Annotated in this window: 24 protein-coding genes and 2 pseudogenes; 15 read left to right on the forward strand and 11 right to left on the reverse strand. The window is 45.9% G+C overall.

Going from position 1 to position 26,589, the window contains the following annotated elements:
- Positions 1–298: 298 nt before the first annotated feature.
- Positions 299–1,483: a phosphate ABC transporter substrate-binding protein PstS gene (pstS, locus tag QT979_RS02360; RefSeq protein WP_333215513.1), complete on the reverse strand. Its 1,185-nt coding sequence runs from the start codon at positions 1,481–1,483 to the stop codon at positions 299–301.
- Positions 1,484–1,866: 383 nt separating this feature from the next.
- On the opposite strand from pstS, the gene QT979_RS02365 reads away from it, so the two are divergent.
- From QT979_RS02365 to QT979_RS02400, 8 genes and pseudogenes are all read left to right on the forward strand, one after another.
- On the forward strand, positions 1,867–2,445 hold the full coding sequence (locus QT979_RS02365; RefSeq protein ID WP_333215515.1) for a biotin transporter BioY: 579 nt from the start codon (positions 1,867–1,869) through the stop codon (positions 2,443–2,445).
- Positions 2,446–2,660: 215 nt separating this feature from the next.
- Positions 2,661–3,176, forward strand: coding sequence for a signal peptidase II (gene lspA / locus QT979_RS02370; protein ID WP_333215517.1), 516 nt, complete (start codon positions 2,661–2,663; stop codon positions 3,174–3,176).
- 394 nt (positions 3,177–3,570) lie between these two features.
- Entirely contained in the window at positions 3,571–5,208 is a 1,638-nt protein-coding gene (locus QT979_RS02375) for a radical SAM protein (protein ID WP_333307943.1), read from the forward strand.
- Between the two features lie 113 nt (positions 5,209–5,321).
- Positions 5,322–5,435, forward strand: a pseudogene (locus tag QT979_RS02380) (SRPBCC family protein); the annotation flags it as partial.
- Between the two features lie 34 nt (positions 5,436–5,469).
- Positions 5,470–5,811, forward strand: a complete 342-nt coding sequence (locus QT979_RS02385; RefSeq protein ID WP_333215521.1) for a type II toxin-antitoxin system RelE/ParE family toxin — start codon at positions 5,470–5,472, stop codon at positions 5,809–5,811.
- Positions 5,804–6,154 carry a transcriptional regulator gene (locus tag QT979_RS02390; protein WP_333215523.1) on the forward strand — a complete coding sequence of 117 codons (351 nt, stop codon included), beginning with the start codon at positions 5,804–5,806 and terminating at the stop codon, positions 6,152–6,154. The genes QT979_RS02385 and QT979_RS02390 overlap by 8 nt, the downstream gene beginning before the upstream one ends.
- 13 nt (positions 6,155–6,167) lie before the next feature.
- Positions 6,168–6,629, forward strand: coding sequence for an SRPBCC family protein (locus QT979_RS02395; RefSeq protein ID WP_333307945.1), 462 nt, complete (start codon positions 6,168–6,170; stop codon positions 6,627–6,629).
- Positions 6,613–6,801 (forward strand): CPXCG motif-containing cysteine-rich protein, encoded by a 189-nt coding sequence (locus tag QT979_RS02400; RefSeq protein WP_333084521.1) that lies wholly within the window; start codon positions 6,613–6,615, stop codon positions 6,799–6,801. The genes QT979_RS02395 and QT979_RS02400 overlap by 17 nt, the downstream gene beginning before the upstream one ends.
- Before the next feature lie 4 nt (positions 6,802–6,805).
- On the opposite strand, the gene QT979_RS02405 is transcribed toward QT979_RS02400, so the two are convergent.
- The 3 genes from QT979_RS02405 to QT979_RS02415 all read right to left on the reverse strand — a co-directional run bounded on the left by QT979_RS02405 (position 6,806) and on the right by QT979_RS02415 (position 9,790).
- Positions 6,806–7,558 (reverse strand): gamma-glutamyl-gamma-aminobutyrate hydrolase family protein, encoded by a 753-nt coding sequence (locus tag QT979_RS02405; protein WP_333215527.1) that lies wholly within the window; start codon positions 7,556–7,558, stop codon positions 6,806–6,808.
- Positions 7,559–7,757: 199 nt separating this feature from the next.
- Positions 7,758–8,420, reverse strand: coding sequence for a DUF2834 domain-containing protein (locus QT979_RS02410; RefSeq protein ID WP_333307948.1), 663 nt, complete (start codon positions 8,418–8,420; stop codon positions 7,758–7,760).
- Positions 8,421–8,536: 116 nt separating this feature from the next.
- On the reverse strand, positions 8,537–9,790 hold the full coding sequence (locus tag QT979_RS02415; protein WP_333307950.1) for an FAD-dependent oxidoreductase: 1,254 nt from the start codon (positions 9,788–9,790) through the stop codon (positions 8,537–8,539).
- An 8-nt stretch (positions 9,791–9,798) separates the two neighbouring features.
- On the opposite strand from QT979_RS02415, the gene QT979_RS02420 reads away from it, so the two are divergent.
- The 3 genes from QT979_RS02420 to QT979_RS02430 all read left to right on the forward strand — a co-directional run bounded on the left by QT979_RS02420 (position 9,799) and on the right by QT979_RS02430 (position 12,739).
- Positions 9,799–10,029 carry a hypothetical protein gene (locus QT979_RS02420; protein WP_333307952.1) on the forward strand — a complete coding sequence of 77 codons (231 nt, stop codon included), beginning with the start codon at positions 9,799–9,801 and terminating at the stop codon, positions 10,027–10,029.
- A complete protein-coding gene (locus QT979_RS02425) occupies positions 10,020–11,411 on the forward strand; it encodes a glycoside hydrolase family 10 protein (RefSeq protein WP_333307954.1) in 1,392 nt (463 codons plus the stop codon). Before QT979_RS02420 ends, QT979_RS02425 begins: the two co-directional genes overlap by 10 nt.
- A 347-nt stretch (positions 11,412–11,758) precedes the next feature.
- Entirely contained in the window at positions 11,759–12,739 is a 981-nt protein-coding gene (locus QT979_RS02430) for an aldo/keto reductase (RefSeq protein ID WP_333307956.1), read from the forward strand.
- 270 nt (positions 12,740–13,009) lie between these two features.
- Here the strand turns inward: QT979_RS02430 and QT979_RS02435 are convergent, their stop codons facing one another.
- From QT979_RS02435 to QT979_RS02450, 4 genes are all read right to left on the reverse strand, one after another.
- Positions 13,010–14,224: a M20 family metallopeptidase gene (locus tag QT979_RS02435; protein WP_333307958.1), complete on the reverse strand. Its 1,215-nt coding sequence runs from the start codon at positions 14,222–14,224 to the stop codon at positions 13,010–13,012.
- A 257-nt stretch (positions 14,225–14,481) separates the two neighbouring features.
- Positions 14,482–15,189 (reverse strand): dethiobiotin synthase, encoded by a 708-nt coding sequence (gene bioD, locus QT979_RS02440; RefSeq protein ID WP_333213825.1) that lies wholly within the window; start codon positions 15,187–15,189, stop codon positions 14,482–14,484.
- Between the two features lie 60 nt (positions 15,190–15,249).
- Positions 15,250–16,950: a serine/threonine-protein kinase gene (locus QT979_RS02445; RefSeq protein WP_333307960.1), complete on the reverse strand. Its 1,701-nt coding sequence runs from the start codon at positions 16,948–16,950 to the stop codon at positions 15,250–15,252.
- A gap of 486 nt (positions 16,951–17,436) precedes the next feature.
- Positions 17,437–17,895 carry a GatB/YqeY domain-containing protein gene (locus tag QT979_RS02450; protein ID WP_006635515.1) on the reverse strand — a complete coding sequence of 153 codons (459 nt, stop codon included), beginning with the start codon at positions 17,893–17,895 and terminating at the stop codon, positions 17,437–17,439.
- A 608-nt stretch (positions 17,896–18,503) separates the two neighbouring features.
- On the opposite strand from QT979_RS02450, the gene QT979_RS02455 reads away from it, so the two are divergent.
- The 4 genes and pseudogenes from QT979_RS02455 to QT979_RS02470 all read left to right on the forward strand — a co-directional run.
- Complete coding sequence (locus QT979_RS02455; RefSeq protein ID WP_333213821.1) at positions 18,504–19,496, forward strand: ribose-phosphate pyrophosphokinase; 993 nt, start codon at positions 18,504–18,506, stop codon at positions 19,494–19,496.
- A gap of 432 nt (positions 19,497–19,928) precedes the next feature.
- Complete coding sequence (locus QT979_RS02460) at positions 19,929–20,648, forward strand: DUF3747 domain-containing protein (protein WP_333213819.1); 720 nt, start codon at positions 19,929–19,931, stop codon at positions 20,646–20,648.
- Between the two features lie 43 nt (positions 20,649–20,691).
- Positions 20,692–20,826, forward strand: coding sequence for an S-layer homology domain-containing protein (locus tag QT979_RS02465; RefSeq protein ID WP_333308096.1), 135 nt, complete (start codon positions 20,692–20,694; stop codon positions 20,824–20,826).
- 63 nt (positions 20,827–20,889) lie between these two features.
- Positions 20,890–20,940, forward strand: a pseudogene (locus QT979_RS02470) (hypothetical protein); the annotation flags it as partial.
- Between the two features lie 11 nt (positions 20,941–20,951).
- On the opposite strand, the gene QT979_RS02475 reads toward QT979_RS02470, so the two are convergent.
- From QT979_RS02475 to QT979_RS02485, 3 genes are all read right to left on the reverse strand, one after another.
- A complete protein-coding gene (locus tag QT979_RS02475) occupies positions 20,952–21,104 on the reverse strand; it encodes a hypothetical protein (protein ID WP_333213817.1) in 153 nt (50 codons plus the stop codon).
- A 260-nt stretch (positions 21,105–21,364) separates the two neighbouring features.
- Positions 21,365–22,246 (reverse strand): hypothetical protein, encoded by an 882-nt coding sequence (locus QT979_RS02480; RefSeq protein WP_333213815.1) that lies wholly within the window; start codon positions 22,244–22,246, stop codon positions 21,365–21,367.
- Complete coding sequence (locus tag QT979_RS02485; RefSeq protein WP_333307962.1) at positions 22,224–26,528, reverse strand: AAA domain-containing protein; 4,305 nt, start codon at positions 26,526–26,528, stop codon at positions 22,224–22,226. Before QT979_RS02485 ends, QT979_RS02480 begins: the two co-directional genes overlap by 23 nt.
- Between the last annotated feature and the right edge of the window lie 61 nt (positions 26,529–26,589).

The raw sequence follows: 26,589 nt of genomic DNA on the forward strand, positions 1-26,589 counted from the left end.
AAAAAGCTAGAACGAAGCAGAAAGAAAGACCATAAATAAAATCAAAGAGGGGCGGGTTTATTAATTCCCTGACTTTTCAACAAGTATTTCTGGTCAAACCCACCCCTACACAGATGCACCGATTGTTACATAGAAGAGGGGCGGATTTATTAATCCCCTGACTTTTTAACAAATATTTCTGGTAAAACCCGCCCCACAGAAATATCTCTCTTCATTCTTGCTGATTTTTACCCGCACGCGCAATGCCGAAGGGCTTTTTTCCCTCTGACAACGGACAACAATCAACAGTCAAGAGTTACTATTTGGCAACCTCAATTTTGTAATCTGGGCTGATGCCGTCCGCGGCCGCGGCTACTTTTTCTTTAACGCTTTGGGGCAGAGGAACGTAGCCCAATTCGGAACTAACTTTTTGACCTTCATTCAAGCCGTATTCAACCATTGCCTCGATAGTTTTGGCTTTGTTGGGGTCAGTAACTGTTTTGGGGACCAGCATCCAAGTGTAGGTCACTATTGGATAGGATTGAGCGCCTTCGGGGTCTTCGATAAATGCTCGCAGGTTTTCCGGCATGGGCACAGTTGCTAAAGCTTGAGAAGCTGATTCGTCGGTAGGTGCGACAAAGCTGCCTGCTTTGTTTTCCAAAGATGCAAATTTGACATTGTTGTTTTTGGCATAGCCGTATTCTATGTAGCCGAGGCTGCCTACAGTTTGCAGAATTTGGGCTGTGACGCCTTCGTTGCCTTTTGCGCCTACGCCTACGGGCCACTGTACTGTTTTGCCGTCGCCTACTGCACTTTTCCAGTCGGGGCTGATGGCACTCAGGTGTTTGGTAAAGACGGCGGTGGTACCGCTACCGTCGGAACGGTGGACGATGGTGATGGCTTGGTCTGGCAATTTAGCGGCCGGGTTGGCGGCTGCAATTCTGGGATCGTTCCAGTTGGTAATTTTACCGGCGAAGATATCTGCGTAAACATCCCGTGGCAGTTTCAGTGGTTCGGTTAAGTCTGGCAGGTTGTAGCCGATGACGATGCTGCCGGCTGTCATGGGCAGCAAGATCACGCCTTTGTCGGCTGGAACCTTGGCGATTTCGTCGTCTTTCATGCCGGTGTCGCTGGCCCCAAAGTCTACTGTGCCTTTGGTAAATTGTTCGACTCCGGCGCCGCTGCCTACTGATTGATAGTTAATTTGTACTTTGGGGTTGATTTTGTTGAAGTCTTGAAACCAACGCTGGTACAGAGGGGCGGGGAATGAGGCGCCGGCTGCGGTGATGGCTACGTCTGAGGCTAGGGCGAGTTTGGTGTTTTCCGCTGTGCCGGTGGCTGCAACGGGAGATGCGCCGGGGGATGCTGCGGTGTCGCCGGGGCTGGGGCTGCTGCTTGTGGTTGTGCTGCCACCGCCGCAAGCTGCTAAACTCAGGGCGATCGCCATAGCGGAAATTGCAGTAGTCAGACGGTTTGAATTAATCAAGTTGAGACGAAAAAGCATAGGTATAAAAAATCTGCGATCGTTATATGGGTGTCCCGCATCAGCATAGCGCGCAAAAGTAAAGGTTAGGTTAAGAATCTTTACACTTTATGGCAATTTAATATTAATTAATATTATTAATGTTATATATGAGCTTGACAAGTGTCAATATATAAGGTATATAGCAGAGACCGAGCTACGGAAACAAGCAGTCGATCGCCCGATCGCGAAAAATTCCTCATTAAATTATCACAAGATCGAGGCTTGAGAGCCAGAAAACCATACAATGGTGGTTATTTTGAGAGTAGTGCTAGTATTAAGAATTTAAAACCTGCGGGCATTGAAGCTTGCCTCTGACAAATGCCTTCTGCCTTATACCTTCTGACGAATGCCGTTTGATGATAATGCCTGCTCCTATTGAATTAATCTGGGCTGTTATTGGTTTGCTCCTGACGATAGGAGGCACTTTTTTGCCTGCATCTGTCACAATTCCGATTGGGTTGTGGGACGATCGAGGACTTCAGGCGTACTCTTTAGGTGTTACCTATCAAATTGGAGCCGTTTTGCTAGTAGGCTGCATGGGGGGTAAAAATGCTGCGGCTCTCTCGCAAATTGCTTATTTGGCATTAGGATTAACTTTGTGGCCAGTTTTTTCTCAAGGCGGCGGCATCGGCTATCTCAAAGAAGCGAGTTTTGGGTATTTGCTGGGTTTTGTGCCTGGTGCTTGGGTGTGCGGTTGGGTAGCTTTTAAGGTGGCTTCGCGGCTGGAATCTATGGCTTTTAGCTGTTTATGCGGTTTGTTCACTGTTCACGCGATCGGCTTAATTTATCTAATTTTTACTTACTGGCTACCTCCGGCAAAAACAACACCTTTATTCGATGAGATTCTTAAATATTCGGTTTATCCCCTGCCGGGACAATTGGCGGTAGTTTGTGCGATCGCAGTCCTGTCATTTACTTTACGCCGCTTGATGTTTTATTAATTAATTGGGGAATTGGGAATTGGGAATTGGGAATTGGTAATCGGTAATCGGGGATTGGTAGTTGTGTCAAATAAGGTTATACTATCATTGCCCAGCGGGAGAGTCATCTCGCTGCGGCTGGGATTGCTTTGCTGCACTGCATTCTGCTGACAATAACCAGCGAAATTTGAGTAAATTATCCCATGCCCGATGCCCCCTTTTCTATTGCTTAATCCATGCGTTTTAAAAGAAATCCCTTGTTCTGGATTGCTGCTGCTATAAGTTTAGTTTTAGACCACCTGACTAAGTTTTGGGTGGTACAAAATTTTGACTTGACGGTTCCTCCGCAGACACAGCCGCTGTTACCCGGAGTGTTTCACTTCACTTATGTTGTTAATACCGGTGCGGCTTTTAGTCTGTTCAGCAATGGCGGGGCGATTTGGTTGCGCTGGCTGTCTTTGGGCGTTAGTGTGGGATTGATTGTGCTGGCTTGGTTCGGGCCGCGAATTAACCGCTGGGAACAAGCTGGCTACGGTTTGATTTTAGGTGGAGCACTGGGGAACGGGATCGATCGATTTGTTTCGGGCCATGTTGTAGATTTTATCGATTTTCGGCTGATTCGGTTCCCCGTCTTTAATCTAGCTGATGTGTTTATTAATGCTGGGATTATCTGTTTGCTGATTGCAACTTTTCACAGTGCACCACCTACTCCGACTACTCCGAGAACTCAGGACGATCGCGATTCTATTTAAGAGTAACTTTTAAGAAGTCAATCAATTTTAGATTTTAGATTTTAGATTTTAGATTAACCCATCCATGGGCTGTACCGTTCTCAGGTTTATCGGGTGCGGAGCTTTTTTTTGCTTATCCACTAACAAAGCTAGGGGCATCGCCACCAATTGCTTTCCGTCATTTGTCCGTTGTCTGCTGTCAAAAGGTATAGGTATCAACTTAAAGTTAGAGTCATTTATGAGCTATAATTAAATTTTTTAGTGCTAAGGCTAAACTTGCCCGTGATCACAAGCAATTTGGTCACAAACTCCCGGGTTTATCCGTGGGATAAATTCCCAAATTTTAAATTTTAAATTTTAAATTTAAAATTTAAAATTTAAAATCTAAAATCTAAAATCTAAAATCTAAAATCGGATGACTCCTAATCCATTTGCTCAAGAACGCTTACTATTTGTCCCAGCAACCCCCGATGCTGATGCTATCCCGACTATTTTTGCTTTTCCCAACGAGTACACGGTGGGTATTACCAGTCTCGGCTATCAGATAGTGTGGGCCACTTTGGCTGTGCGATCGGATATTGAAGTGGGCCGTTTATTTACTGATATCAGCGAACTACTTCCCCGAAATCCAGAATTACTGGGATTTTCGCTTTCTTGGGAACTAGACTATGTAAATATTCTAAATTTATTGGAATCTCTCGAAATTCCGATTTGGGCGTCAAAACGAACTGATAATCATCCGATAGTATTCGGGGGCGGCCCGGTTTTTACTGCGAATCCAGAACCTTTTGCCGATTTTTTTGATGTGATTTTGCTGGGAGATGGCGAACATCTCATTGACAATTTTATTGATGCTTATAAACAAGTCCGTACCGCCGACAGACCAACTAAATTGCGGCATTTAGCCCAAGTTCCGGGAGTTTACGTCCCCAGTTTGTACGAAGTAACTTATCTGGATGCGACTGAGGGGATTAAATCGATTCAGCCTGTCGATTCAGAAATTCCCAGTATGGTTGAAAAACAGACGTACCGCGGCAATACTTTATCTGCTTCCACTGTGGTGACAGAAAAAGCGGCTTGGGAAAATATTTACATGGTGGAAGTGGTTCGGAGTTGTCCAGAAATGTGCCGTTTTTGTTTGGCAAGTTATCTGACTTTGCCGTTTAGAACTGCGAGTTTGGAGGATTCGTTAATTCCGGCGATCGATCGCGGTTTAGCTGTGACTAATCGTTTGGGTTTGTTGGGTGCTTCGGTCACTCAGCACCCCGAATTTGAAGCGTTGCTGGATCATTTGAATCATCCGAAATACGACGGCGTGCGGCTGAGTCTTTCTTCGGTAAGGACGAATACGGTGACAGTTAAATTGGCAGAAATATTGACCAACAGAGACAGCAAATCTGTGACTATTGCGGTGGAAAGTGGGAGCGATCGCCTCCGCAAAATCGTTAACAAAAAACTCACCAATGACGAAATTATTCAAGCTGCTATCAATGCTAAAGCTGGTGGCTTAAAGGGAATTAAACTTTACGGGATGGCGGGAATTCCCGGCGAAGAAATGGAGGATTTAGAGGAGACGGTGGCGATGATGCGGGCGATTAGAAAAGCTGTTCCCGGTTTGCGGTTGACTCTGGGATGCAGCACTTTTGTTCCGAAATCTCACACTCCTTTTCAGTGGTTTGGAGTGAATAAAGATGCGGAGAAGAGGCTGAAGTTTTTAGATAAAGAATTGCGTAAGTTAGGTTTAGAATTTAGACCTGAAAGCTATAACTGGTCGGTAATTCAGGGTTTGTTGTCAAAGGGCGATCGGCGGTTGTCTCGGCTGTTAGAATTAGTGCGGCATTACGGCGATACTTTGGGGAGTTATAGGCGGGCGTTTAAGGAGTTGCGGGGACAGTTGCCGGAGATGGATTTTTATGTTTTTCAAGAGTGGGAATTGGATCGGGTTTTGCCTTGGAGTCATTTAAAAGGGCCACTACCGGAGGCGACTTTGAAGAAGCATTTGGCTGAGGCGACGAGTCATTTTAGGACGAAGGATTTGCAGTTGACGAGTTAAGAAATAGCGGATGCGAAAGATTGAAACTAACAGTTGCTGTTTGTACTGATACAGAGGATAATACTGCAAATGCTGAAACGCGATCGCACTTAACTGTCTAGCGCAACGATACTATGCCCCATTTTAACTACTCGTCGCTGATTAATGCCACCGTTGAAGTAGTCTGGAACTTTCACGAAAAACCGGATATTCTGCAACTTTTGACTCCGCCTTGGCAACCGGTTCAAGATAAGATGAGGAGCGACATACTATAATACAATTATGCCTGAAGTCCAACCGAAAGAAATTCAGCGTTATACTACGCCAGACAACAGAGTGCCTTTCGAGGAATGGTTTAATGTTCTCCGAGATGGCAAAGCTAAAGCTAGAATTAGGTTGAGATTAGACAGAGTTCAACTCGGCAATCTCGGAGATTATCGATTTGTTGGAGAAGGAGTCTATGAATTAAAAATAGATTATGGCCCTGGATACCGAATCTATTTCGGACAAGTCGGCACAACTATTATCCTGCTTTTAATAGGCGGGGATAAAAGCACTCAAGACCGAGACATACAGCAAGCTATCAAATACTGGACTGATTACAGGAGTGAAGATAATGCCTAAAAGTTTACCTTACCATCCCTTTTTAATAGAATCTCTCAAAAAGCCAATAGATTCTGCGATGTATCTAGAGGCTTTTTTTGAAGAAGAAAACCCGGAAACCGAATTGCTAAAAGTGGTACTTAGCAATGTAGCAGAAGCTCTTGGCAAACAGCAGATGTCTCCCGAACAATATGAATTGCAATTAAAAAAACTGGATGAATTGCTATCGCAGCAAGGAAATGATGCGATTTACAATCTGGGCACTTGGCTGAATGCTTTGGGATTGAAACTAACTGTTGCTGTTTGTACGGATACAGAGGATAATACTGCAAATGCTGAAACGCGATCGGAAATAACTGTTTAACTTAATCTAGAAAATGCCTAATTTTCGATATTCATCCCTAATTAATTCGAGCGTGGAAACAGTTTGGAACTTTCACGAAAGGCCGGACATTCTGCAACTTTTGACTCCGCCTTGGCAACCGGTGAAAATCATTCGCCGCGAAGGGGGACTCGATGTGGGTGCTGTATCAGAATTTCGCCTGTTATTGGGGCCGATTCCTGTAAAATGGGTGGCGACTCACACTCAGTGCGAACAATATCGCTTGTTTGTTGATGAACAAACTGAGGGGCCGATGGCACGTTGGACTCACCGACACGAGTTTACCTCAGAAAATGGCAAGACTAGATTGACAGATGCGATCGCATTTTCGATACCGGGCGGCCCGATTGTCGATTTGTTGTTAGGTTGGTGGGTGGAAATGCGATTAACAGATATGTTTCGCTACCGCCACGAAGTCACAAAAATAGAGTGCGAGAAAGATGCAAACAACGGCTGAATATTACTGTGCTTTCTGCGGCGAACCGAGTACAACTTTTATTGATATCAGCGGTGGTATGGAACAATCTTATATCGAAGATTGTCAGGTTTGCTGTCGCCCCAATGTTCTGTATGTCAGAATAGACGAAGATACCCTGGATATTGAAATAGATACTGACTATCAAGAATAAGTGACTATAAAAATGTAGGAATTGCCTTTGAGTCTGACTTGGTAGAATTCATAAATCTTGAAGCTGCTGCTTCTACGAAAGCCTGAAAAATTCGAGAGTTGAATGAACAGTTTGGGGACATTTCGGGGTGCCATTGAATTGCTATCATCCAAGGGTGATAGCAGTGTTCCATTGCTTCTACCAAAGTGTCAGGTGCATTCGCTACTATTTGCCAATCGGATGTTACTTTCCTCACTGCTTGATGATGCCAGGAAACAACGGTTGTTGAAGTTTTTCCCATAATTTTTGCTAGCCGACTGGTTGGCTCAATTTCAATGGTATGCTCGATCGCACGCGGGGGAATTCCCGATCCGTGATTAACCTCATTTCCGTAAGCATCCGGTACGTGAATCACCAAACTGCCACCGCTGGCTACGTTCAACATTTGCATTCCCCGGCAAATCCCCAACACAGGTATGTCAGCCTTCAAAGCTAGCTTTGCTAAGCTTAATTCAAAATTGTCGCGTTCTGCATTAACTGAGTAAACTGTGTGATCGACATAACCGCCATAAAGTTCTGGGTTGATATCTCCGCCCCCGGACAAAATCAAACCATCTACTGCATCAAAAATACTAGCCGGATCTAATTGATTGGGCGGCAGTAAAATCGGAATGCCACCAGCAGCCTGAACTGCATCAATATAAGTTCCATTTAAGCGATATTCGCCTGCTGGACAGCGGTTGTATGTTGTGATACCAACAATCGGAAATTTTTTCATTTGCTAGAGACTGGGAGATAATTATTTACATTAATACTCAGATTTGGCACTATTTGTAATCAGTGTTTCATGTGCGGGCTAGAAGCCAACGCCACAATAAAACTTACTTACTTATTGTGAAACAGGAATCTTGCCTGTTTCTTGTCTGATTACTTGTGATGGATTCCTACATTAAACTGAAAATTACCAGCACTGCTGTCTAATTTGTAACAGTTTTAGTATTAGTTTCCGGCAGCGGTTTGCGCGTACACAGATAAGCCAACGGCCCGAACAGCGGTACTAATGTTACTGCCCAAAATGCTGTAGAGTTTTGCATTCCTCGGCGCGCCATATCGTCTCCTAATAAGGCAGGAAATAGTAGGCAAAGCATACAAAAATCTAAACTCATTACATGGATAAAGCGGCTAGTCTGCCACTGCTGAATAAAATCAGACCAATCGCCGTTTGTCAAGCCAAAGGCAACTAAACCACCCGCAGCTAATGTTAAGAAAATTCCAGTAAAACGGGAGTCTAATATCTTTAAAAAGATATTTTTATGACCGGGAAATTCAGGATTCGGTTCGCGCAGGGCTAAATAAGGCAGCAAGGCAACGGCGCCGACGCCAAAGGATAAAGTGGCAAATAGCCATGCAGGTATTTTCTGCCCCCTGCCGTCAGCAAATAAGACACAACTGTAGATGAGCGGCCAGACTCCCATGAGGTTGAATAACGCTACAATTAAAGGGTTGATGTCTGCTATTTTGCCTGTGGAAATATTGGTAATTAGTGTGATGGTTTTTTCTGGACTGTCGGGTGGTGCAAATACAAAGGCGTAGGTGATAAATGCAATCCAAAGCAGCCCAAATCCAATTTTCCTGAACATAGTTAGTTTTCTTTACTTCTGATATTACTATAACAATCTTAAAGCGTTTTTGAATAACACTTTTTTATTAACCGCAGAGGACGCAGAGGAAGAGAGGAGAATATCTGAATGTCTTGCTATTTGGTATCGCCTGTTTTGGGCAGATTGCTAAATTGTTGCATAAATTGGCGATCGATCCAATCTTTCCAATACCACAACACCCATGATTCCCACATGAAATTGCCGCGAGATGCGATCGCCCTTTTATTCCCAGTACCAATTAACCCTAAGTATTGTTCCTGCGGTGCAAAGGGTTTCAGCGGTTTTTCCAATAAAAACTGCTGCAAGTTTTCAAACAGCGGTTTGCCCTGACGCACGGCAAACACGCCTGCTTTGGGACGGGGATAATTAACCATCGCAGCGATATCTCCAGCCGCAAATACGTTGGGGTGAGAGACTGATTGTAGGCAATCGTTGACTTCCATAAAGCCGTTTGAGTCGGCTGCTAAACCGGATTCTCTTATCCAATTGGCTGCCGATGCTTGTGTCACCCAAAAAATAATCTCACACTCTAATTCTAAACCTGATTTACAGGAAATTTGGTAATTGGTAGGGAATTGAGGATTGGTTTCCCTCTCAATCTTTTTTACAGCACAGACTTTTTCCTTTAAATGCAATTGAATGCCGCGACTGATGAGAATTTCTTGAAGGCGTCGGCGCACCCGCTGATTGTGTCCCTGCATCAATTCAGCACCGCTGTGAAACAAATGTATTTCTAGTTCTTCTTCTTTTTTCCCCCTTCCCTCTTCCCTGAATCCCCATCCGTTAAATCCGTTAAATCCGTTACACAATCCGTTGCCGAACCCCTCTTCCTTCCCCAATCGAGATTGTATATTTAATGCTAATTCTACGCCACCTGCACCGCCCCCTACAATGGCGATCCGCAGCGGTTTTTGGAGAGAGTTTTGCCTTTCTGAAATTAACTGATTCCAGCTAGCTAAAAACTCCGGTACGGGTTTAGCTGCAATTGCATATTCAGCAGCACCCGGTACAGATAAAGCCGCAGGAGTGCTGCCGATATCCACCGAAAGCACATCAAAATTAACCGGAGGGTGAATTTGACAAATAACTAAATTTTTGTTAAGGTCGATCGCTATCGCCCGATCGATTAATATTTGACATCCGGCAAATTCCGCGAGTGATCGCAAATCGATGTGACATTCATCATAATCGTAAAACCCGGCAACGTGTCCCGGCAGCATTCCCGAATAAGGCGCGTGCAGCACGTCGCTAATCAAAGTTAAACGCACTCCCGGCAGCGGTTTGATACCGAACATTTTTAATACGATAGCATGACTGTGACCGCCACCAATTAACACTAAATCTTTCACAATTACAGATGTTCGATCGAAATATTCCAGCACCGATATTCTACAGCACTCGCACTCATTGGGCAGCACAGTCCGGTAAGGAGAGCTGGCAGTGCGTAATTAATGATTTCCCAGCAGTTAGACAGAATGCTGTCACTTACCCTCTGTCTCAGAGATTATACGGAGTTCAGTTGCGATCGCATAACATCAATTCACCCATTTCAGTTAACCGATTCCACATTCAGCGCCAATGGCTGTAGACTGTAGAGCGAGCAAATTTTATCACCAAATTATGTCGGGGTGTGTTTCAATAGCTAACTCACCATTCAAAACTATGACATTACGCATCATTCCGCGCAGTTGGCAGCGATCGATTAAAACTCTTTTCCCGCTTCTGTTTGCCCTCTCATTCATTATAGTATTGCTGGCGAACAACTTCATTCCGGCGATCGCCCAGCAACCCCGCCAGGAGATTCGTGGCGTTTGGATGACGACAAACGACAAAGACATCCTCAGAGATCGTCGCAAACTAGGAGATGCTGTCAGCAAACTAAAACGGTTAAATTTCAACACAATCTATCCCGTTGTCTGGAATTCGGGCTATGCAATGTATCCCAGCAATGTAGCGCAGCAAAGAGATATTCAACCCTTTGTTTACAGAGGGTTAGAGGGACAAGATATGATCGCCGATTTAATCGCTCAATCTCACCGCCAAGGCCTGCTAGTAATTCCTTGGTTTGAGTTTGGTTTTATGGCTCCTCCCACCTCAGAATTAGCCTTAAATCATCCCGATTGGCTGACACAAAAACAAGATGGCAGCCAAACATCAAACGGCGCGGGCGGCGAAGTAGTTTGGCTCAATCCCTTTCATCCCGAAGTTCAGCAATTCATTACCGAACTCGTACTAGAAATCACCACTCAATACAACGCAGACGGCATTCAATTTGACGACCACATGAGTTTGCCGTCGGAATTTGGATACGATGACTACACAATTGCTTTGTATACCAAAGAAACCAAAAAAGCGCCGCCCAAAGATTTTCAAAATCCAGCATGGGTGCAGTGGCGAGCCAATAAAATCACCGCTTTTATGTCGCAGCTAAATCAAGCCGTCAAAGCAGTCAAGCCCAATGCAATTTTCTCAATTTCTCCCAATTACTACGAGTTTGCTTACAAACATCATCTACAAGATTGGCTGACTTGGGTGCGTTTGGATATTGCCGACGAGCTAATCGTGCAAGTGTACCGTCCCAATTTAGAATCATTTGTGGGCAAGATTAACCGTCCAGAAATGCAAGAAGCACAGCAAAAGATTCCCACCGGAGTTGGGATTATGACAGGTTTGAGAAATAACCCAGTACCGATTCAGCAAATTAAATCTCAGGTGCAAGCAGTCCAACAATACGGCTTAGGCGCCGCTTTCTTCTACTACGAAAGCTTGTGGGAATATGCGCCCGAACCCATCGCCCATCGACTGTCTCAATTTAGTGCTTTCTTCCCGTCTTCTGCATTCCGAACAGCGCTACAAATACCCAGACGCGCGGCTACTTTCCCTCCGCCGCCACCACCAAAACCAGATCCGAAAACTAAGCCAGAGCAACCTACCAAAAACAGCACACCTTCACCCTCGCCAACCACGTAAAAGAATTAACAAGTCATCAGTCATTGGTAATTTTGTAGGGTGTGCCATTAGTCCGACAGTCCGACAGGGGTTTAAACCCCTGTCTCATAGCTGAAGTCGTCTTTAGACGACTGTAGCAATTCTATCAAAGCTGTTTTTGTATAGAGTTAGCGCTGAATATATGTGTAACTCTAATTTTCAAAATTGAAATTACTATTTGAGTCGGTTTTAACCGACTTATGCTATTAGACAGGGACTTGAGTCCCTGGCGGCCTGTGGCAGAATGAAACAGCTCTACTGGGGGCTAGGCGATACCGAGTTATGTTCCTATAAAATATCCATATTACCAACAACTACCATCAATAAAAATGCCAACTAACCAAAAACTTTTACTGCCAAAAATGGGCTGCGGCACTTGGGCATGGGGCAACAGATTCCTCTGGGGCTACAATGAAAGTATGGACGAGGAATTGCAAGCCGTTTTCAATCTTTGTGTTAGTAACGGCGTCACTTTATTCGATACCGGCGACTCTTACGGAACAGGGAAATTAAACGGACGCAGCGAGCAGCTTTTGGGGGAATTTTCTCAACAATATCAAGGTGCAAACAAAGACAGTATTTGTATTGCGACAAAACTGGCTGCTTATCCTTGGAGACTGACGCGACAATCAATGATATCGGCTGGCAAAGCCTCTGCGGCGCGCCTCGGAAAAAATGTAGATTTGGTGCAAATGCACTGGTCTACAGCCAATTACGCTCCTTGGCAAGAGGGTGCTCTTTTAGATGGTTTGGCTGACCTTTATGAGCAAGGATTGGTCAAGGGAGTGGGCTTGTCTAATTACGGGCCGAAACGGCTGAAATGGGTGCATCGGAAATTTAGCGATCGCCAAATTCCTATTGTTACTTTACAAGTGCAATATTCGCTACTTTCCACCTATCCGGTGACAGAACTCGGATTGAAAGATGTTTGCGATGAATTGGGAATAAAATTGATTGCTTACAGTCCTCTAGCCTTGGGGTTGCTGACGGGTAAATATTCCGAAAACGGCTCTCTTCCTAAAGGTATCCGAGGTTTGGCGTGCAAGCAGCTACTTCCGGGAATGCGATCGCTTTTGGAGTGTTTGCGAGAAATAGCGACATTCAGAAACAAGACTGTTTCCCAGATAGCAATTAACTGGTGCATCTGCAAAGAAACTATTCCGATTCCGGGGGCGAAATCTGCGGCACAGGCGAGGGATAATATTGGTGCTTTGGGCTGGGAGTTAAACTCCGGGGAGATTGCCGAATTGGATAAGGCGGCGGCGAGTGTAGATAAGAAAATGGTGCAGAATATCTTCCAAACTCGGTAATATCTGAGATGTTGTACCATTCTCATGAACAGGCAAGATGCCTGTTCCACAAGATATGAATTTGCTTGTTCTAGAAAAACTAAATTTTCTTGTAGGGTGGGCTGCTAGCCCGCCCATAAAATGCTTATCGAGAATGGTGCAAGATGTGAGATGTTGTACCATTCTGAAGAACAGGCAAGATGCCTGTTCCACAAGACATGAATTTGCTTGTTCTAGAAAAACTAAATTTTGTGGTGGGTTGGGCTTCTAGCCCACCCCTAAAAGCCTGATTTACATGACACAAAACTTTTCCACACACCGCACAAACATTTCTACACCCATCCCCAGCGCAGTTTCATCAAAATCAAAGCGTGGGTGATGGTGCGGGTAAGCCAAGTTTTTCTCTGGATTTGCTGAACCCAAAAAGAAATAGCAACCGGGAACTTCTTGCAAAAAGAACGACATATCCTCGCCGCCCATTGTTTGACATTCGGGAACGATTCCTGCAGGAGTTTCGACAACTAATTCTGCAACGCCGCGCACCAATTCAGCTATTCTCGAATCATTAATAACTGGCGGATAAAGCGCACAATAATCTAATTGGTAATTTGCCCCGTGACTTTGACAAATTCCGGCAATTACTTGCTCGATTCGGTTTGCAAAATAACCTTGATATACTGGATTGAAATAGCGCACCGTGCCACCGATTTGAGCGGTGTCGGCAATGACGTTGTGGGTGTGGCCTGCGTGGAATTTGCCGACAGTTACTACCGCTGAGTCGATCGGGTCAATGTTCCGCGCGACAATTGCCTGCAAAGCGCTGACAATTTGGGCTGTAACTACGATCGAGTCCACAGTCTGATGTGGCATTGCGCCGTGCCCGCCTTTGCCAAAAATCGTGCAGTCAAAAACTTCGACAGCCGCCATCAGCGCGCCGCTGCGAACGCCTACAGTGCCCAAAGGTAGATTGTTCCACAAATGCAAGCCGACGATCGCATCAACATCAGGATTCTTCAAAACTCCCGCTTCAATCATCGGTTTTGCCCCCCCTGGCCCTTCTTCGGCGGGCTGAAATATAAATTTTACTTTACCCGAAAAGCTGTGTTTGTGCTTGGCCAGATAACAAACAGTACCAAGGGCGATCGCAGTGTGGCCATCGTGACCGCAAGCGTGCATAATTCCATCATGCTGCGATCGATAATCCACCTCATTTTCTTCTTGAATAGGCAAAGCATCCATATCCGCCCGAATTGCCAAAACCTGCCCCGGTTTGCCGCTGTCTATAGTGGCGACAATACCAGTTTTAGCAATATTAGTTTCATGATCTATTCCCCATTCCTGCAACTTTTGTGAGATAAACTGCGCCGTTAAATTTTCATCAAAACTCAACTCCGGTTTTTGATGCAAAAGGCGACGCCATTCGACTAGCTGAGGCTGCAAATTTCTAATTTCCAGCCGCAATTGAGATAAATCGACAGAGGTTAAATTTGGTACAGTAGAAACCATGTTTTATTCTCCTTTTTTTTTGATGAGGTTTTAGATTTAATCACTTAATAAATGGTAATCACTAATTATAGCAAACCCGAATAATTTGTGAAACTCTCTCTTCTCTTTCTCTGCGCTCTCTGCGCTCTCTGCGGTTAAAAGAAAATCTTCTTCATTCTTATCTGAGTTGTGCAGGAGATTTTTTTTAAATGAACCGCAGAGGACGCAGAGTACGCAGAGGAAGAGAGGAATGAGAAAGAGAGGTGTTGAGAATAGGGTTATTTAGAAGTCTGAGCAACTAAATTAACCCCTGGCAGTAACCGTTCTAAATCTAAATCTGAAGCAATTTTAGCTAATTTAGCAAGGTCAGTTGGGTCATCTAAATGCGGCAAAATACCCAACACAGGTATTTGAGTCAGCGACTGGATCAAATCAACGGGCGCTAAATCGGCAATTTCTTGTTCAGAATAAGCTTTAACGCAATTAAGCACAATTCCTCTCAGCTTAAAACCAGTGTGTCTGGCGAGAGCAACATTCGCCACAGCTTGCCCGATCGCCCCCAACTTCACAGGTACTACCAAAACCCCCCTCAGCCGCCAATCCCTGGCAATATCGGCTACAGTCAGTTCCCACGTTACAGGCGAGCCCAGCCCTCCCAAAGCTTCCACCAACACAAAATCCTTGCGCTCCGAGAGGCTTTGCCAAGCCGTCCAGACCTTTTCGAGTTCAATACGTCTCCCCTCCCGTTCCGCAGCAATCGGTGGTGCTAAAGGCGCATCAAAGTGCAGCGGATTGAGTTCTTCGGGGGATTGGTCGAGGGGAAACAAACGGGTGTAGAGTTCGCGATCGCCCGTTCCCGTTTGCATGAGTTTCATAATTCCCAAACTGCGATCGGGAAAATACATTTGCCAATAAGCAGCCAGAGCGCTGGTCAAAACAGTTTTGCCCGCGTCGGTATCAGTTCCAGCAATTAGCAGCGAGTTCATTGGCAAATAGCTAACAATTAATTGGCATCAACCTCAGTCTAGGGGAATTTTGCCAGAAGTTTAGAGTTCGGGCAATGGTGCGGGTGTTGGTGCTGGTTCCGGTGACGGCGCGGGTTCCGGTTCCGGTTGCGGCGACGGTGCGGGTGTTGGAGCCGGTTCCGGTGTTGGTGCGGGAGTTGGAGCCGGTTCCGGCGACGGTGCGGGTGTTGGGGCCGGTTCCGGCGACGGTGCGGGTGTTGGTGCGGGTGTTGGTGCGGGTGTTGGGGACGGCGCGGGAGTTGGTTTGGGTGCGGGTGTTGGTGCGGGCGCCGGTTTGGGCGCCGGTTTGGGCGCTGGAGCCGGCGCTGGCGTCGGTTTTGGTGTCGGAGTTGGCGCTGGGCTTGGTTCTGGGCTGGGTTCCGGCAAAGGTTCTGGGCTCGGTTCCGGCAAAGGTTCTGGGTTCGGTTCCGGCAAAGGTTCTGGGCTCGGTTCCGGCAAAGGTTCTAGGGTTGGTTCCAGCAAAGGTTCTGGGCTTGGTTCCGGCAAAGGTTGCGGGGTTGGGGTTGGTAAAGGTTGTGGGGTTGGGGTTGGTAAAGGTAGCGGGTTTGGTATCGGAGTTAGTGTCGGCGTTGGACTTGTCAGTGCTGGCCCTGTCGGAGTGGGTTTGGGGCGCGAATTGTTGAGAAATGAGCCGACTAAAGCCCATGAACCGAAGCCCGTCAAGATTACTAAGCCCGCCAGCAGTCCGATCGCAGCAATGGGATTGTCCCAAAAAGTGTCGGCAGCAGGCTCAATTAACGGGTCTGGTTGGTTTTTTTGGGGGTGGGAACTCTGGGCGGCGGGCTCGGGCGGTCTGCCCACGGCCACCGTTGCTATTAGCGAAGGATTTGGCGGCACCACTGCTGGCTGCGCGGGCGGTACAGTTGGCTGGCTAGGTTTAGGATTAGTTTGGGCGTCGAGTGCTTGGGCGACTTCGCTGACAGATTGATATCGATCGCCCGGAGACCGACTCAACATCCGATTGAGAACCAAAGCCAAACCTGTGCTCACCTGCGCTTGTTGCTGCCAATTCCACTGCAGCGTTGTTTGATCGAGCAATTCCTGCGGTTCTTTGCCTGTCAGCAGGACGATCGCCGTTACAGCTAAAGCGTAGAGGTCGCTGCTGGCTGTTGCCCGCCCGCTTTGCAACTGTTCCATCGGCGCGTAGCCGATTTTACCGACTGTTGTCGCGTGGGCTGTTCCTTCGGGAGACTGGACTTTGGTGGCGAGTTCCTTCACCACTCCAAAGTCAATCAGCACCGGCAACTGGTCGTTTTCCCGCCGGATGATATTTTCTGGGGAGATGTCGCGGTGGATGATGCCGCGGGCGTGGATGTGAGCCAGTACCGGCAGCATTTGCCGGATGAATACCAAGACTTCGGCTTCGGTGAAGCTGCGACCATTTGAAGTTCGATCGAGCATTAGTTCGCGGTAAGTCATCCCTTCCACGTAATCCTGCACTAAAAACAAACGCTGGTTCTCTTCAAATATTGCCCGAAACTGGGGAATTTGTGGGTGCCCAATTTGGTAAAGTATTGCCGCCTCTCTTTGAAACAATTCCTTCGATTTTTCCAAAACGTAAGGCCCGCTTTGCACCGGGATCAATTCCTTCAGGGCGCAGCGTTCTTGAAACCGTCCCAAATCTTCTACTAAATAAGTCCGGCCAAATCCTCCTTGACCTAAAATATTCACCAAGCGGTAGCGGTTTTGTAGGAGAGTTCCAATAGCAATAGGTGGCTGCATAAGTTTAAGCTGAAACTGTTAAAAAATAGACGATCGCTCACAGACTTAGTAATGCTAGGTCTTTAATGCTCTTGAGCATACTTCACTCTCTGTAGTCCCCAGTCCCGACCAAAGTTAGTATTTTACATTTTTTTGACATTCTTGGACGCCAGGATGGTCAGAAACCGGGTTTTTTCACGAAAACACAGAGGTTGCCACCTGCATATCCGATCAAAAACCCGGTTTCTGCGTCAATATCTCAAGGAAGAAATGCACGATTTTTCGTAGAAACCGGGTTTTTTGGTCTTAGCCCTAATAAATTGTCGCCCCCCGGCCTAACCCATACATCTCTATAAAGCTTGAGATGATTTATGCGAGATGTCTACTGACTACTGGCAACTGTCAACTGCCAACTGTCAACTGACTACTGTCAACTGACTACTGTCAACTGACTACTGGCAACTGTCAACTGCCAACTGTCAACTGCCAACTGTCAACTGCCAACTGTCAACTGTTAAGCTTTGCTTTCACCATGTCTTGAATTCTGTTACCGTCTGCTTTGCCCTTAAGCTGCTGCATTGCCTTGCCCATCACCTTGCCCATATCTTTTGCAGAAGTAGCGCCAACCGAGGCAATCACTTCGTCAACGACTTGACTCACCTCTTCGTCTGACATCTGGGGTGGCAAATACTCTTCAACAATTGCTAACTCCGCCTCCTCTTGTGCCACTAAATCTTCGCGGCCACCTTTGCGGTATTGTTCGATCGAATCCCGGCGCTGTTTGGCTATTTGCATCAAAATTTCCATTTCTTGAGCTTCTGTCAGCGTCTCTTGGCCAGAGGGACGAAGGCTGACTTCTTTTTCGAGAATAAATTTCTTGATGCCGCGAACTGTTTCCAAGCGAACTTTGTCCTTGGACTTCATGGCTGCTTTGATTTCTTCGTCAATGCGTTCTCTTAAGCTCATCGATTTCTACCTTGCTTTGCCCGATATCAAAAATCTGAAGTATGCTTCCGATTCTTAACTTTTTTTACAGTATTTTTCAAGTTTATTGCCTGTTGGTGGCTTTTTTATCGCATTGAACCCCGATGCCTTCGGCTTTCGGCTGAATTTTGGGTGGCTAGACTTCCAGCCTCAGCCCTAAATTGACTCTCGCCAGAATTTTTAGACGCAGGGACACAAGTGCGATCGTACTTCTGCCAGTACAGAGTTCGCTACAACCCACATTCCACACCCTGGCGTGTCATACAGCATAATTACGCAGAAAACTCTATCTTTACAGTAATAAATTATGCCTTTAAAAAGTTTTATATCCGTTAATGTACGGTATTCAAGTATAATTCATAGTTTTATTGCTGGATAAAAATAAGTAAAAACCGATTCTGACCGTTAAGGATACCGAATGTGGGGTAGAAACCGGATTTGTTGGACATATTTCTGCAAGTCCTATTCAATTCGCCTAACTTCACACTTGTGGCCGCCCCGAAAGTTAAATCTATTAAAAAATTGGCTGAATATTTCTAGTTTCAGATGGTAAGATAGCGATGGAATAAACGTCCTGCAAGAGGCCTGCTGTGATCCGTTCTGCTACTTTACCGCTTCCGCTTCCCGAGCCGCCGGTTTCCGCTCATGACCGTCTGCGGCTGTTCTCCGGTTCTGCTAATATTCCCCTCGCCCAAGAGGTGGCTCGCTATCTGGGGATTGATTTGGGGCCGATGGTTCGCAAGCGGTTTGCTGATGGGGAACTCTACGTTCAAATTCAAGAATCGATTCGGGGTTGCGATGTTTACTTGATTCAGCCAACTTGCTGTCCGGTAAACGATCGCCTCATGGAATTGTTAATTATGATCGATGCTTGTCGCCGCGCTTCGGCCAGACAAATTACTGCCGTCATCCCCTATTACGGATATGCTAGGGCTGACCGCAAAACGGCCGGAAGAGAGTCGATTACTGCAAAATTAGTGGCTAATTTGATTACGGAAGCTGGGGCCGGTCGCATTTTGGCGATGGATTTGCACTCGGCTCAGATTCAAGGTTATTTTGACATTCCTTTCGATCACGTTTACGGTTCGCCGGTGCTTTTAGATTATCTGGCGAGCAAGCAATTGACGGATATTGTTGTGGTTTCGCCGGATGTTGGCGGAGTCGCTAGGGCGAGAGCTTTTGCCAAAAAGCTTGGTGATGCTCCCCTGGCAATTATTGACAAGCGCCGCCAAGCTCACAACGTGGCAGAAGTGATGAATCTTATCGGTGATGTCAGGGGCAAAACTGCTGTGTTGGTGGACGACATGATCGATACTGCCGGCACGATTTCTGAAGGTGCGAGATTGTTGCGCCGCGAGGGTGCGAGGCAGGTTTATGCTTGTGCTACTCATGCGGTGTTTTCGCCTCCGGCGATCGAGCGTTTGTCTAGCGGGGTTTTGGAAGAGGTAATTGTTACGAATACAATTCCTGTGCCTGAAGAGAACCGTTTTCAGCAGTTGACGGTGCTTTCGGTAGCCAATTTGCTCGGAGAAACTATTTGGCGGATTCACGAAGATAGTTCTGTTAGCAGTATGTTCCGCTAGAGGGCAAAGACAGTTTTTGAATGTTTGTTTTAGGGTGCGTTAACAAGAGTGTAACGCACCATTTTTTTGTGAAGAGTGCGATCATTTCCCGCAAGTAATCAGCCCAGTCTCATCTAACTTTTACTCTCAAGTCCCATCAAATTCTTGTGGATTGGGCGTCGCGCCCGCCCGGAAAATACAATTTAGAGGTCGAACAGCTTATCAAGTTCCTCGGTAAAATAACGCTTATAACTTTGTAGGGAGGACTCAAGTCCTCATAAAATTCGCTCGGAGTTGAGTTTTCACTACGAACCAATGTGACGATCGGCGATCGATCGCACTTGGTATCACCGGAACAAGAGATGGTAAAATTCTATCTTGTTGTCTGAAGAGGGCGACTTTTTTATATTCTAGATAAGTCTCATCACCATAAGGAGCCAATAGGGAAAAATCATGAAACATTCACTTGTACGAACAGTGGCCGCACTGGCAGGTTCAGCAATTTTAACACTTGGGGCGATCGGTTCGGCTAAAGCATTTACTTTTGACGAAACCGACATTAACCAAGACCGAGTAATTGTCATCGCCCAACCCCGCCCTTTCGGCGGCTACCAATTGCTAGTTCTAGAACAAGTCTCTGACACGCGAAAATGCTGGAGCGAAAGTGGCTCTAATCCCGTGAAAGTCGATCCCTTATTAGTTAGTTTTGATTTCACGGGTATTTGTGGCCGCGCAACCGACAGCAACGGCTTTTCAATTCGCATGGCAGGCACAGATTTAGCATTAAAATACACCCTAACTTTGGAAACTGTTGATGGCAATGTTTTACTAATTGGAACTCCGGTAGATTACCAAGGTAAATCGGTGGTTATCGGTCGCACAAACGGCGATGTTAACGACTTCATGAAAATCAGTCTCGATCCTGCTTGGCGCTTGAGTAAAAGAGCTTACCAAGGCCGCACATTAGGCCACTTTTATTTCACTACCAATCAATCCGCACCGGGAGAAATTGGCAATACCGGAGGCAATACCGAAGCAATACCGCAGCCAATACCAATACCAATACCAACACCGCAGCCAACACCGCAGCCAATACCGCAGCTATCACCGCAGCCAATACCGCAGGAAATACCAATACCGCAGCCAATACCGCAGGAAATACCAATACCGTAGGCAATACTGCCTTTTCTACAATTCGGAGATAGCTACCGATGATATCTACGCTTCCGAAATTAAAGAAGCTGTGGACCTGGGGTTTGTAGCCGGGTTTTCTCAAGATAATACCTTTCGACCACAACTTGCTGTTACCAGAGAGCAATTGGTATCTTTAGTTTGGGAATCCTTGAAATGAATACAAGGTGCTAATATCACATTTCCTAGCTATGTTTCTATCCCTCCCTATAGCGACGTTCCTATTTCCCACTGGAGTGCCGGAAAACTTCTATTTGCACGGGACAACAAGATAGTTAGCAGCTATCAAGATGGAACTTTTAAACCTACGCAGCCCGTCACTCGCGCTGAATTGATGGGGGTGCGCCGTCGAGAGGCGGAATTCGGTTTTTCGGCGGGAATGCAGCCAAATTTAGTTGCTAAAGAGCCGTCTAAAACTTTTTTAGAATAACGGCTCATTAATGTCTGAAGGTATTGACGATATTGATCTAGTCTGTCCCTTATACAATCACCTCATTTGTGGGTTAATAGTTATATGTTGTACTCTTGTCAAGAACGGGCAAGATGCCCGTTCCACAAAATTTGATTTTATTGTGGAACGGGCATCTTGCCCGTTCCTAAAAAAGTAATTGAGCCTGGTGCAAGATATCAGTTAATCAGGACTGTAGTCTTTACGACAAACCACTTCGTAATCAGGACTTTAGCTCTCATCATATCGTTTACTTGGGTTTCTTCTTAGATGGCTTTTTAGGAGTTTTCTGGACGGGGATTGTCTCTGATTCTTGCTGTGCGGTGTCTGGGGTTACTTTACACAAGTCGTTTAAGGAAAGTTTTTGCTGCGATTCGAGTTCGTTTAGCAAGTTTGAAGCTGTTTCTAATATTTGCTTTCCCTGTCGGACTTGAATAGTAGTTTTATTTTCGATCGCATCTATCAACACAAAAATCGAGACTGTTTGCCAAATATCTAAATCGTCGCCGACGACATCGCAAGCAGAGACAATTTTGCCGTTTTCTGGGACGTGAATTCCTAAGCCGGAAGCTTGAATTAACGGCTGGATTTCTGCTATACTTAAATCCGCAAGGTCTGTAATTTTATGTTCTAGGGATATTAAATCTGCTAAATCTGGCAAGTTGACCGATTCTGTCGCTAAAGGATCAAATTTAAAGGTAAGAGTTTGATTCAGCGGATCGGAAATGGCATAAATTGATTGAATTTGCGATCGACTAACCGCACCTTTAGCAAAAAAATCTCTACCTTGCGGGGCGATCGCAATTTGCCCATTTTCAGCCACCTCCAAGCTTTCCAAACTAACCAGAGTCGCCGCCGTAGTCTTCACAAAAATCTCATCCAAACCCAGCAAATCCGCCAATTCCTTCAAAGTTGGCGCAGGTTCAAACTCAACGCCCGCCCGCAAAATGAACTCTTCCAACACGTTAAACTCGCGCGGTTCGCTAATCGCCACCTCCAGCGGAGTTTGGCGGATTGCAAAGCGGAATTGACGCGCCGCCAACACCGACAAACCCGGATTTTGTTGCTCAATCTGTTCGGCTAGCGAACTTAAATTCGAGTCAATTGGTTTAGTTGAGGACGCTAGAGACATCTACAAAACCTCCGCAGTGACGCACCGTTTTTGAAACTTCCTGATACATTTTCCCCACTGTACCTGTTTGTTGGGTAAATAAATCGTGGCAGCCGACAACTACTAGCAATTCTTGAGCCCGGGAAAATGCCACATTCACCCGTTCTGGTTCCTTAGCAAATCCAATATCGCCCCTAACATTATTACACACAGTGCTGACAATAATTACAGGTCTTTCCATGCCTTGAAATATGTCAACCGTACCAGTGCGGATACTCAAAGCAGGGAATCTATCGCCTTCGATTCTGTCTTTAATTGCATTTAATTGAGCAGCATAAAAAGTGATGATTCCGATTTCTTTTGGCGGTTCACCCTCGGCAACTTTGGGCCGCCAAGCTGTGTCCATTTGTTCGCACAAACGCTCGATCGCATCAATCTCCTTGACGTTCCACCGCGAAGTACCCTGTTTTTCCTCTTCAAACCCTTGTCCGATCGGCGTTTTCACCCACAGAATGTGATTATTTTCTTGAATGATTCTACCTGCGAGGTTGTGGGCGCGTTTTGTGTCAGCTTCCTGAATGCCACAGTTGAGCTTTTGCTGGTAAAACTGATTGATTGCGCCCATGATTTGTGGGTGCATTCGATACTGAGTTGTCAGCATTTTTTTGATGCTGTCGCTGGCATTTTCAAACAAAACTTTGAACAGCGATTCTTTGATAAAGCTAAGTTCGTCTCCGGTACAGCCGATGTCTTCGGCAATATCGTCGATCGTACTTTGATTAAACATCGGCGGCAATTGTCGGTGATCGCCCACTAATACTAACTTTCTGCCTTTCAAAGCGGGAATTAATAACTCTGGGGGAGTGCATTTGCTAACTTCGTCAATGATGACTGCATCAAAGCTGGGAAAGTTTTTAGTAAAATCGAAACTGGCAGCTTGCACGCAAGTAATGCCGATTACGTTGGCATTGTCAATATAAATTTGCTTTAAATCGTTGCGGTCTTTTTCTGATGGATTGCGGAGTTTTTGAATCCAATCAGTTACAAAGTTTTGAGAACGATTTAGGGCGGTTTCTTCTTGCTCTAATTTCCGCTGCCAGGTTTTGAATAAACGGTTAATTTTGTTCAGAAAAGCTACACTAAATAATCCTGTATTCGGAACTTCGGGCTGGTATTGACTGGGGATAGTTTGCCATACTGACTCCCACCAATTTCTCTCAAGAAGTAATGCTGGTGTTGGTTGCTGCTGTTGGAGTTGAGCGTTAATTTCGCTTAACTCTGCTTGAAGTTGAGCGAGTTGCTGCTGCGAAGTTGCAGCCGCAATTTGTAGCGGGGAGAAATGCTCGTCAAGGGTGTTTTTGATGGTTTCCAAAACCCCAAAAGGATCTAACTCAGCAATGGATTTTTCAAGCTGAAGCGCGCTTGCTTTCCAAGCCTCAACTTGCTTGACAAACTGCTGCGGCTGCTCCCAAATATTCGATTTTTGGGCGAGATATTGTTCGGATAAAATCCGCAATTTTTCAGGTACATGGGGCTGCTGGACAATTGCTTGCAACAAATTAGTAACTTCGCTAATTTTTAAGTTAGCCTCTTGCTGCGCTGTTTCTACCTGAAGTTTAGCGGCGGCTATTTCCTGCTGGCTCAAGGTTTGACCGATTTTATCTAATAACTGTTGCTGTTTGATAAGCTGCTGTTCGGTTTCGGTTTTCAGGGGAACCACGCACTGACGGGCATTGGCGAGGATACTGTGCAGCAATTCTTTGACTAGGCGATCGAAGGTAGCCTGGATATGATTTGGCTGCAATGATTCACTGTAAAATTGTTGAATGCTAGCTAAGAAAGTGCGAGCTTTTTCGATGATAAATTTGCGCTGACTTTGGCTGACTTGGGAGTAGCTGGCGAAGTCTTTGGCGAGTTGTTGCCACTGTGTACGATCGCCCGCAGAGAGCACGATCGGCGTTTGACTCAAATTTAGGTGCAAAAACTCGCTAAACCGGAACTGTTGCCCTTGTATATCCTTAAAACCTGCGCTTTCTTCGTGGGCTACCGCCTTTTGCAACCGATCCAAATCGGGCAAATTGATTTTGCATTTGGGCGGCACGATCGGCAATTTGAGCGATCGGGCAATTTTCAACAATCCTGCGGGCAATTCTACCATATCATCCGTGAGCATTGCGCCCGTTTCCCAGCAATTTTTCACGACTTCATAAAGTCCCGTATCTGCTGTCTCAATCCACTGTGCAACGGCGACAACAACTGCTGCAATTTCCGCTTTTCGCAGTTCCAAATTCTTGATTTTCTGTTCAAGATTTTGGCGGTGTGTCTGATTTTGCCGATCGCCCAATTCGAGTTGATTCACAGCATCCGACATCTGCCGCGACACCCGCAACGACTCCGCAACCGTTGACATAGCGTGACAAATATCATCAGCGCGATCGAATGCTGTCTTAAATTCCGATATTTGCGCTGCTACAGTTTCCTGCAGCCAAACCGCAATCCCAAACGCGCCGCAAGCAGGGCGATCGAAACCTATTTGAATAGCATTGCTAGTGGCAATCCGAACATTTGCCATAAAGTTTTCTATTAAAACATTGCCTTCTGAATAGGGTTTTAACCTCGGCATAAACTCGGCAACTTCTGGAGATTCCCAGTTAACTTGCGGCGCATCCAGTAGATTCTCTAGCCCCGAAACCACACATTCAATCTCGCTTTTTTTGGTTAAATTCCGTTCATAATCGGCTGCTTGTTGGTTGCACTTTTCCTCAATATTTGCTTTGCTGTCGTGCAGGTGTTTTAGTTCATTAAAAAAATCTCTTTCGGCGGCACAGTAGGCGGTAAATCGCTCTGATTCTGCCACCAACTGGCGCAAAGATTTGACATTAGTCAGGCGCTGCGAGAGCTTTTGTTCGCAGTCAGTCGCCGTATTTTGCAGCCAAGTGCCGATCGCATTTTCCTCTAAAAACGGCTGCCCTTCTTCCTGCACCTTATGAGCTTTTCCCTTCCGCAAAGCCCGAATCGCCGGATTGTGAACTAACCGACTCAAAGCATTGTCTACAGCCAAATTTGCTTGGGAAGCAATGAGCGTTTTGCCGCCCTGACGGGCAATTTGATAGCAAATCTCCGCAATCACAGTCGTTTTGCCAGTTCCCGGCGGGCCTTGAATCAAAATTAAATCCCGCGCCGAAAGCACGGTTTCTACGGCGGCAAGTTGGTCGTCATTAGCATTGCGATTTAATAAGTTTTCCCGATCCAATTTAATCAGTTTTTCCGGCATTCTCGCCTGAGAAGAGTCGAATAAAAACTCGCTCAAATAGGGATTTTGAGCGCGCCCGTCGGTCAGCATTTTTAAAGCTTTTTTCTTGCGTTCGATCTGACTGATATCGCCCGCAGCCTCAAAATACAAGAATCCTTGTTTCGGCAGTTGATATCTGCCGCCCGCCATGCGATCGCCTAAATCAACATCTAACTTAATCCGTAATTTACCATGTTCAAAGTCAATTTCGGCGATGCTACCCAATGTCTCTCCATCGCGGCTGCTTCTGCTTCCGGGGGGGGAATCAAACAGGATAATTTCTTCATTTCGTGCCTTTTTTAGCCTTTCGCGAAAGTCGCCCAATTCTAAGGAATTTTCCTCGTAGCCATCAAGAGTTGCGGAATTACGATCGATTTCAAAAGTGACGATTTTGAAGCCGGAACCGTAATTGTGTCCTCGGAAAGGCACGCAAAATTGACGCGCTTCCGCGATGCGTTTTTCAACATTTAAAAAAGTATGCCAAACTTTTAGCTGTTCGGTAGTTGGTATGTGTCTGTCGTCCCAAAATGGCATTTGTTGGACGCGGGCGATCGACTTTACAGGAATTGGCGATCTACTGTTAGCCAAAAGTCGCAACTGAACCGGCAAAGCATACCCATCTTTCCTCCCTCTGGGAATCGCCACCAAACCAGCATCCAGCAGCTTTAAACCGCCGATTCCGTCTTCACAGCGTACAGTTGCTAACAACCGCAAAGTGCGATCTGCTTTTTGCAACAATTCGGGTAATTCAAAATCATCTCCATCCGTAGCAAGCAGCAATTCCCAGATTTCTTCTTCCGAAAATCTCTCATTTACCTTTTGGCGACGCACGTAGAAAAGATTGTGGGATTTGCCAGCTATCTCCGACATCAGAATTTCCGCACGCTCTTTGCATTCCCAATCGCAATATTTCGCTAAAGCCGCTTCTCCTTCTATATCCCGAATAAACTTATTAATTGTGCGCTCGCCACTAAATTTATATCCCCAATCTTCTGTTACTAAAGATGGCATATTTTGATTTTAGATTTTAGATTTTAGATTGGATTTAAGATTAGCACATCGGAACTTGTGC

It is taken from the genome of Microcoleus sp. w2-18bC1, assembly GCF_036700365.1.
Lineage (GTDB): Bacteria > Cyanobacteriota > Cyanobacteriia > Cyanobacteriales > Microcoleaceae > Microcoleus.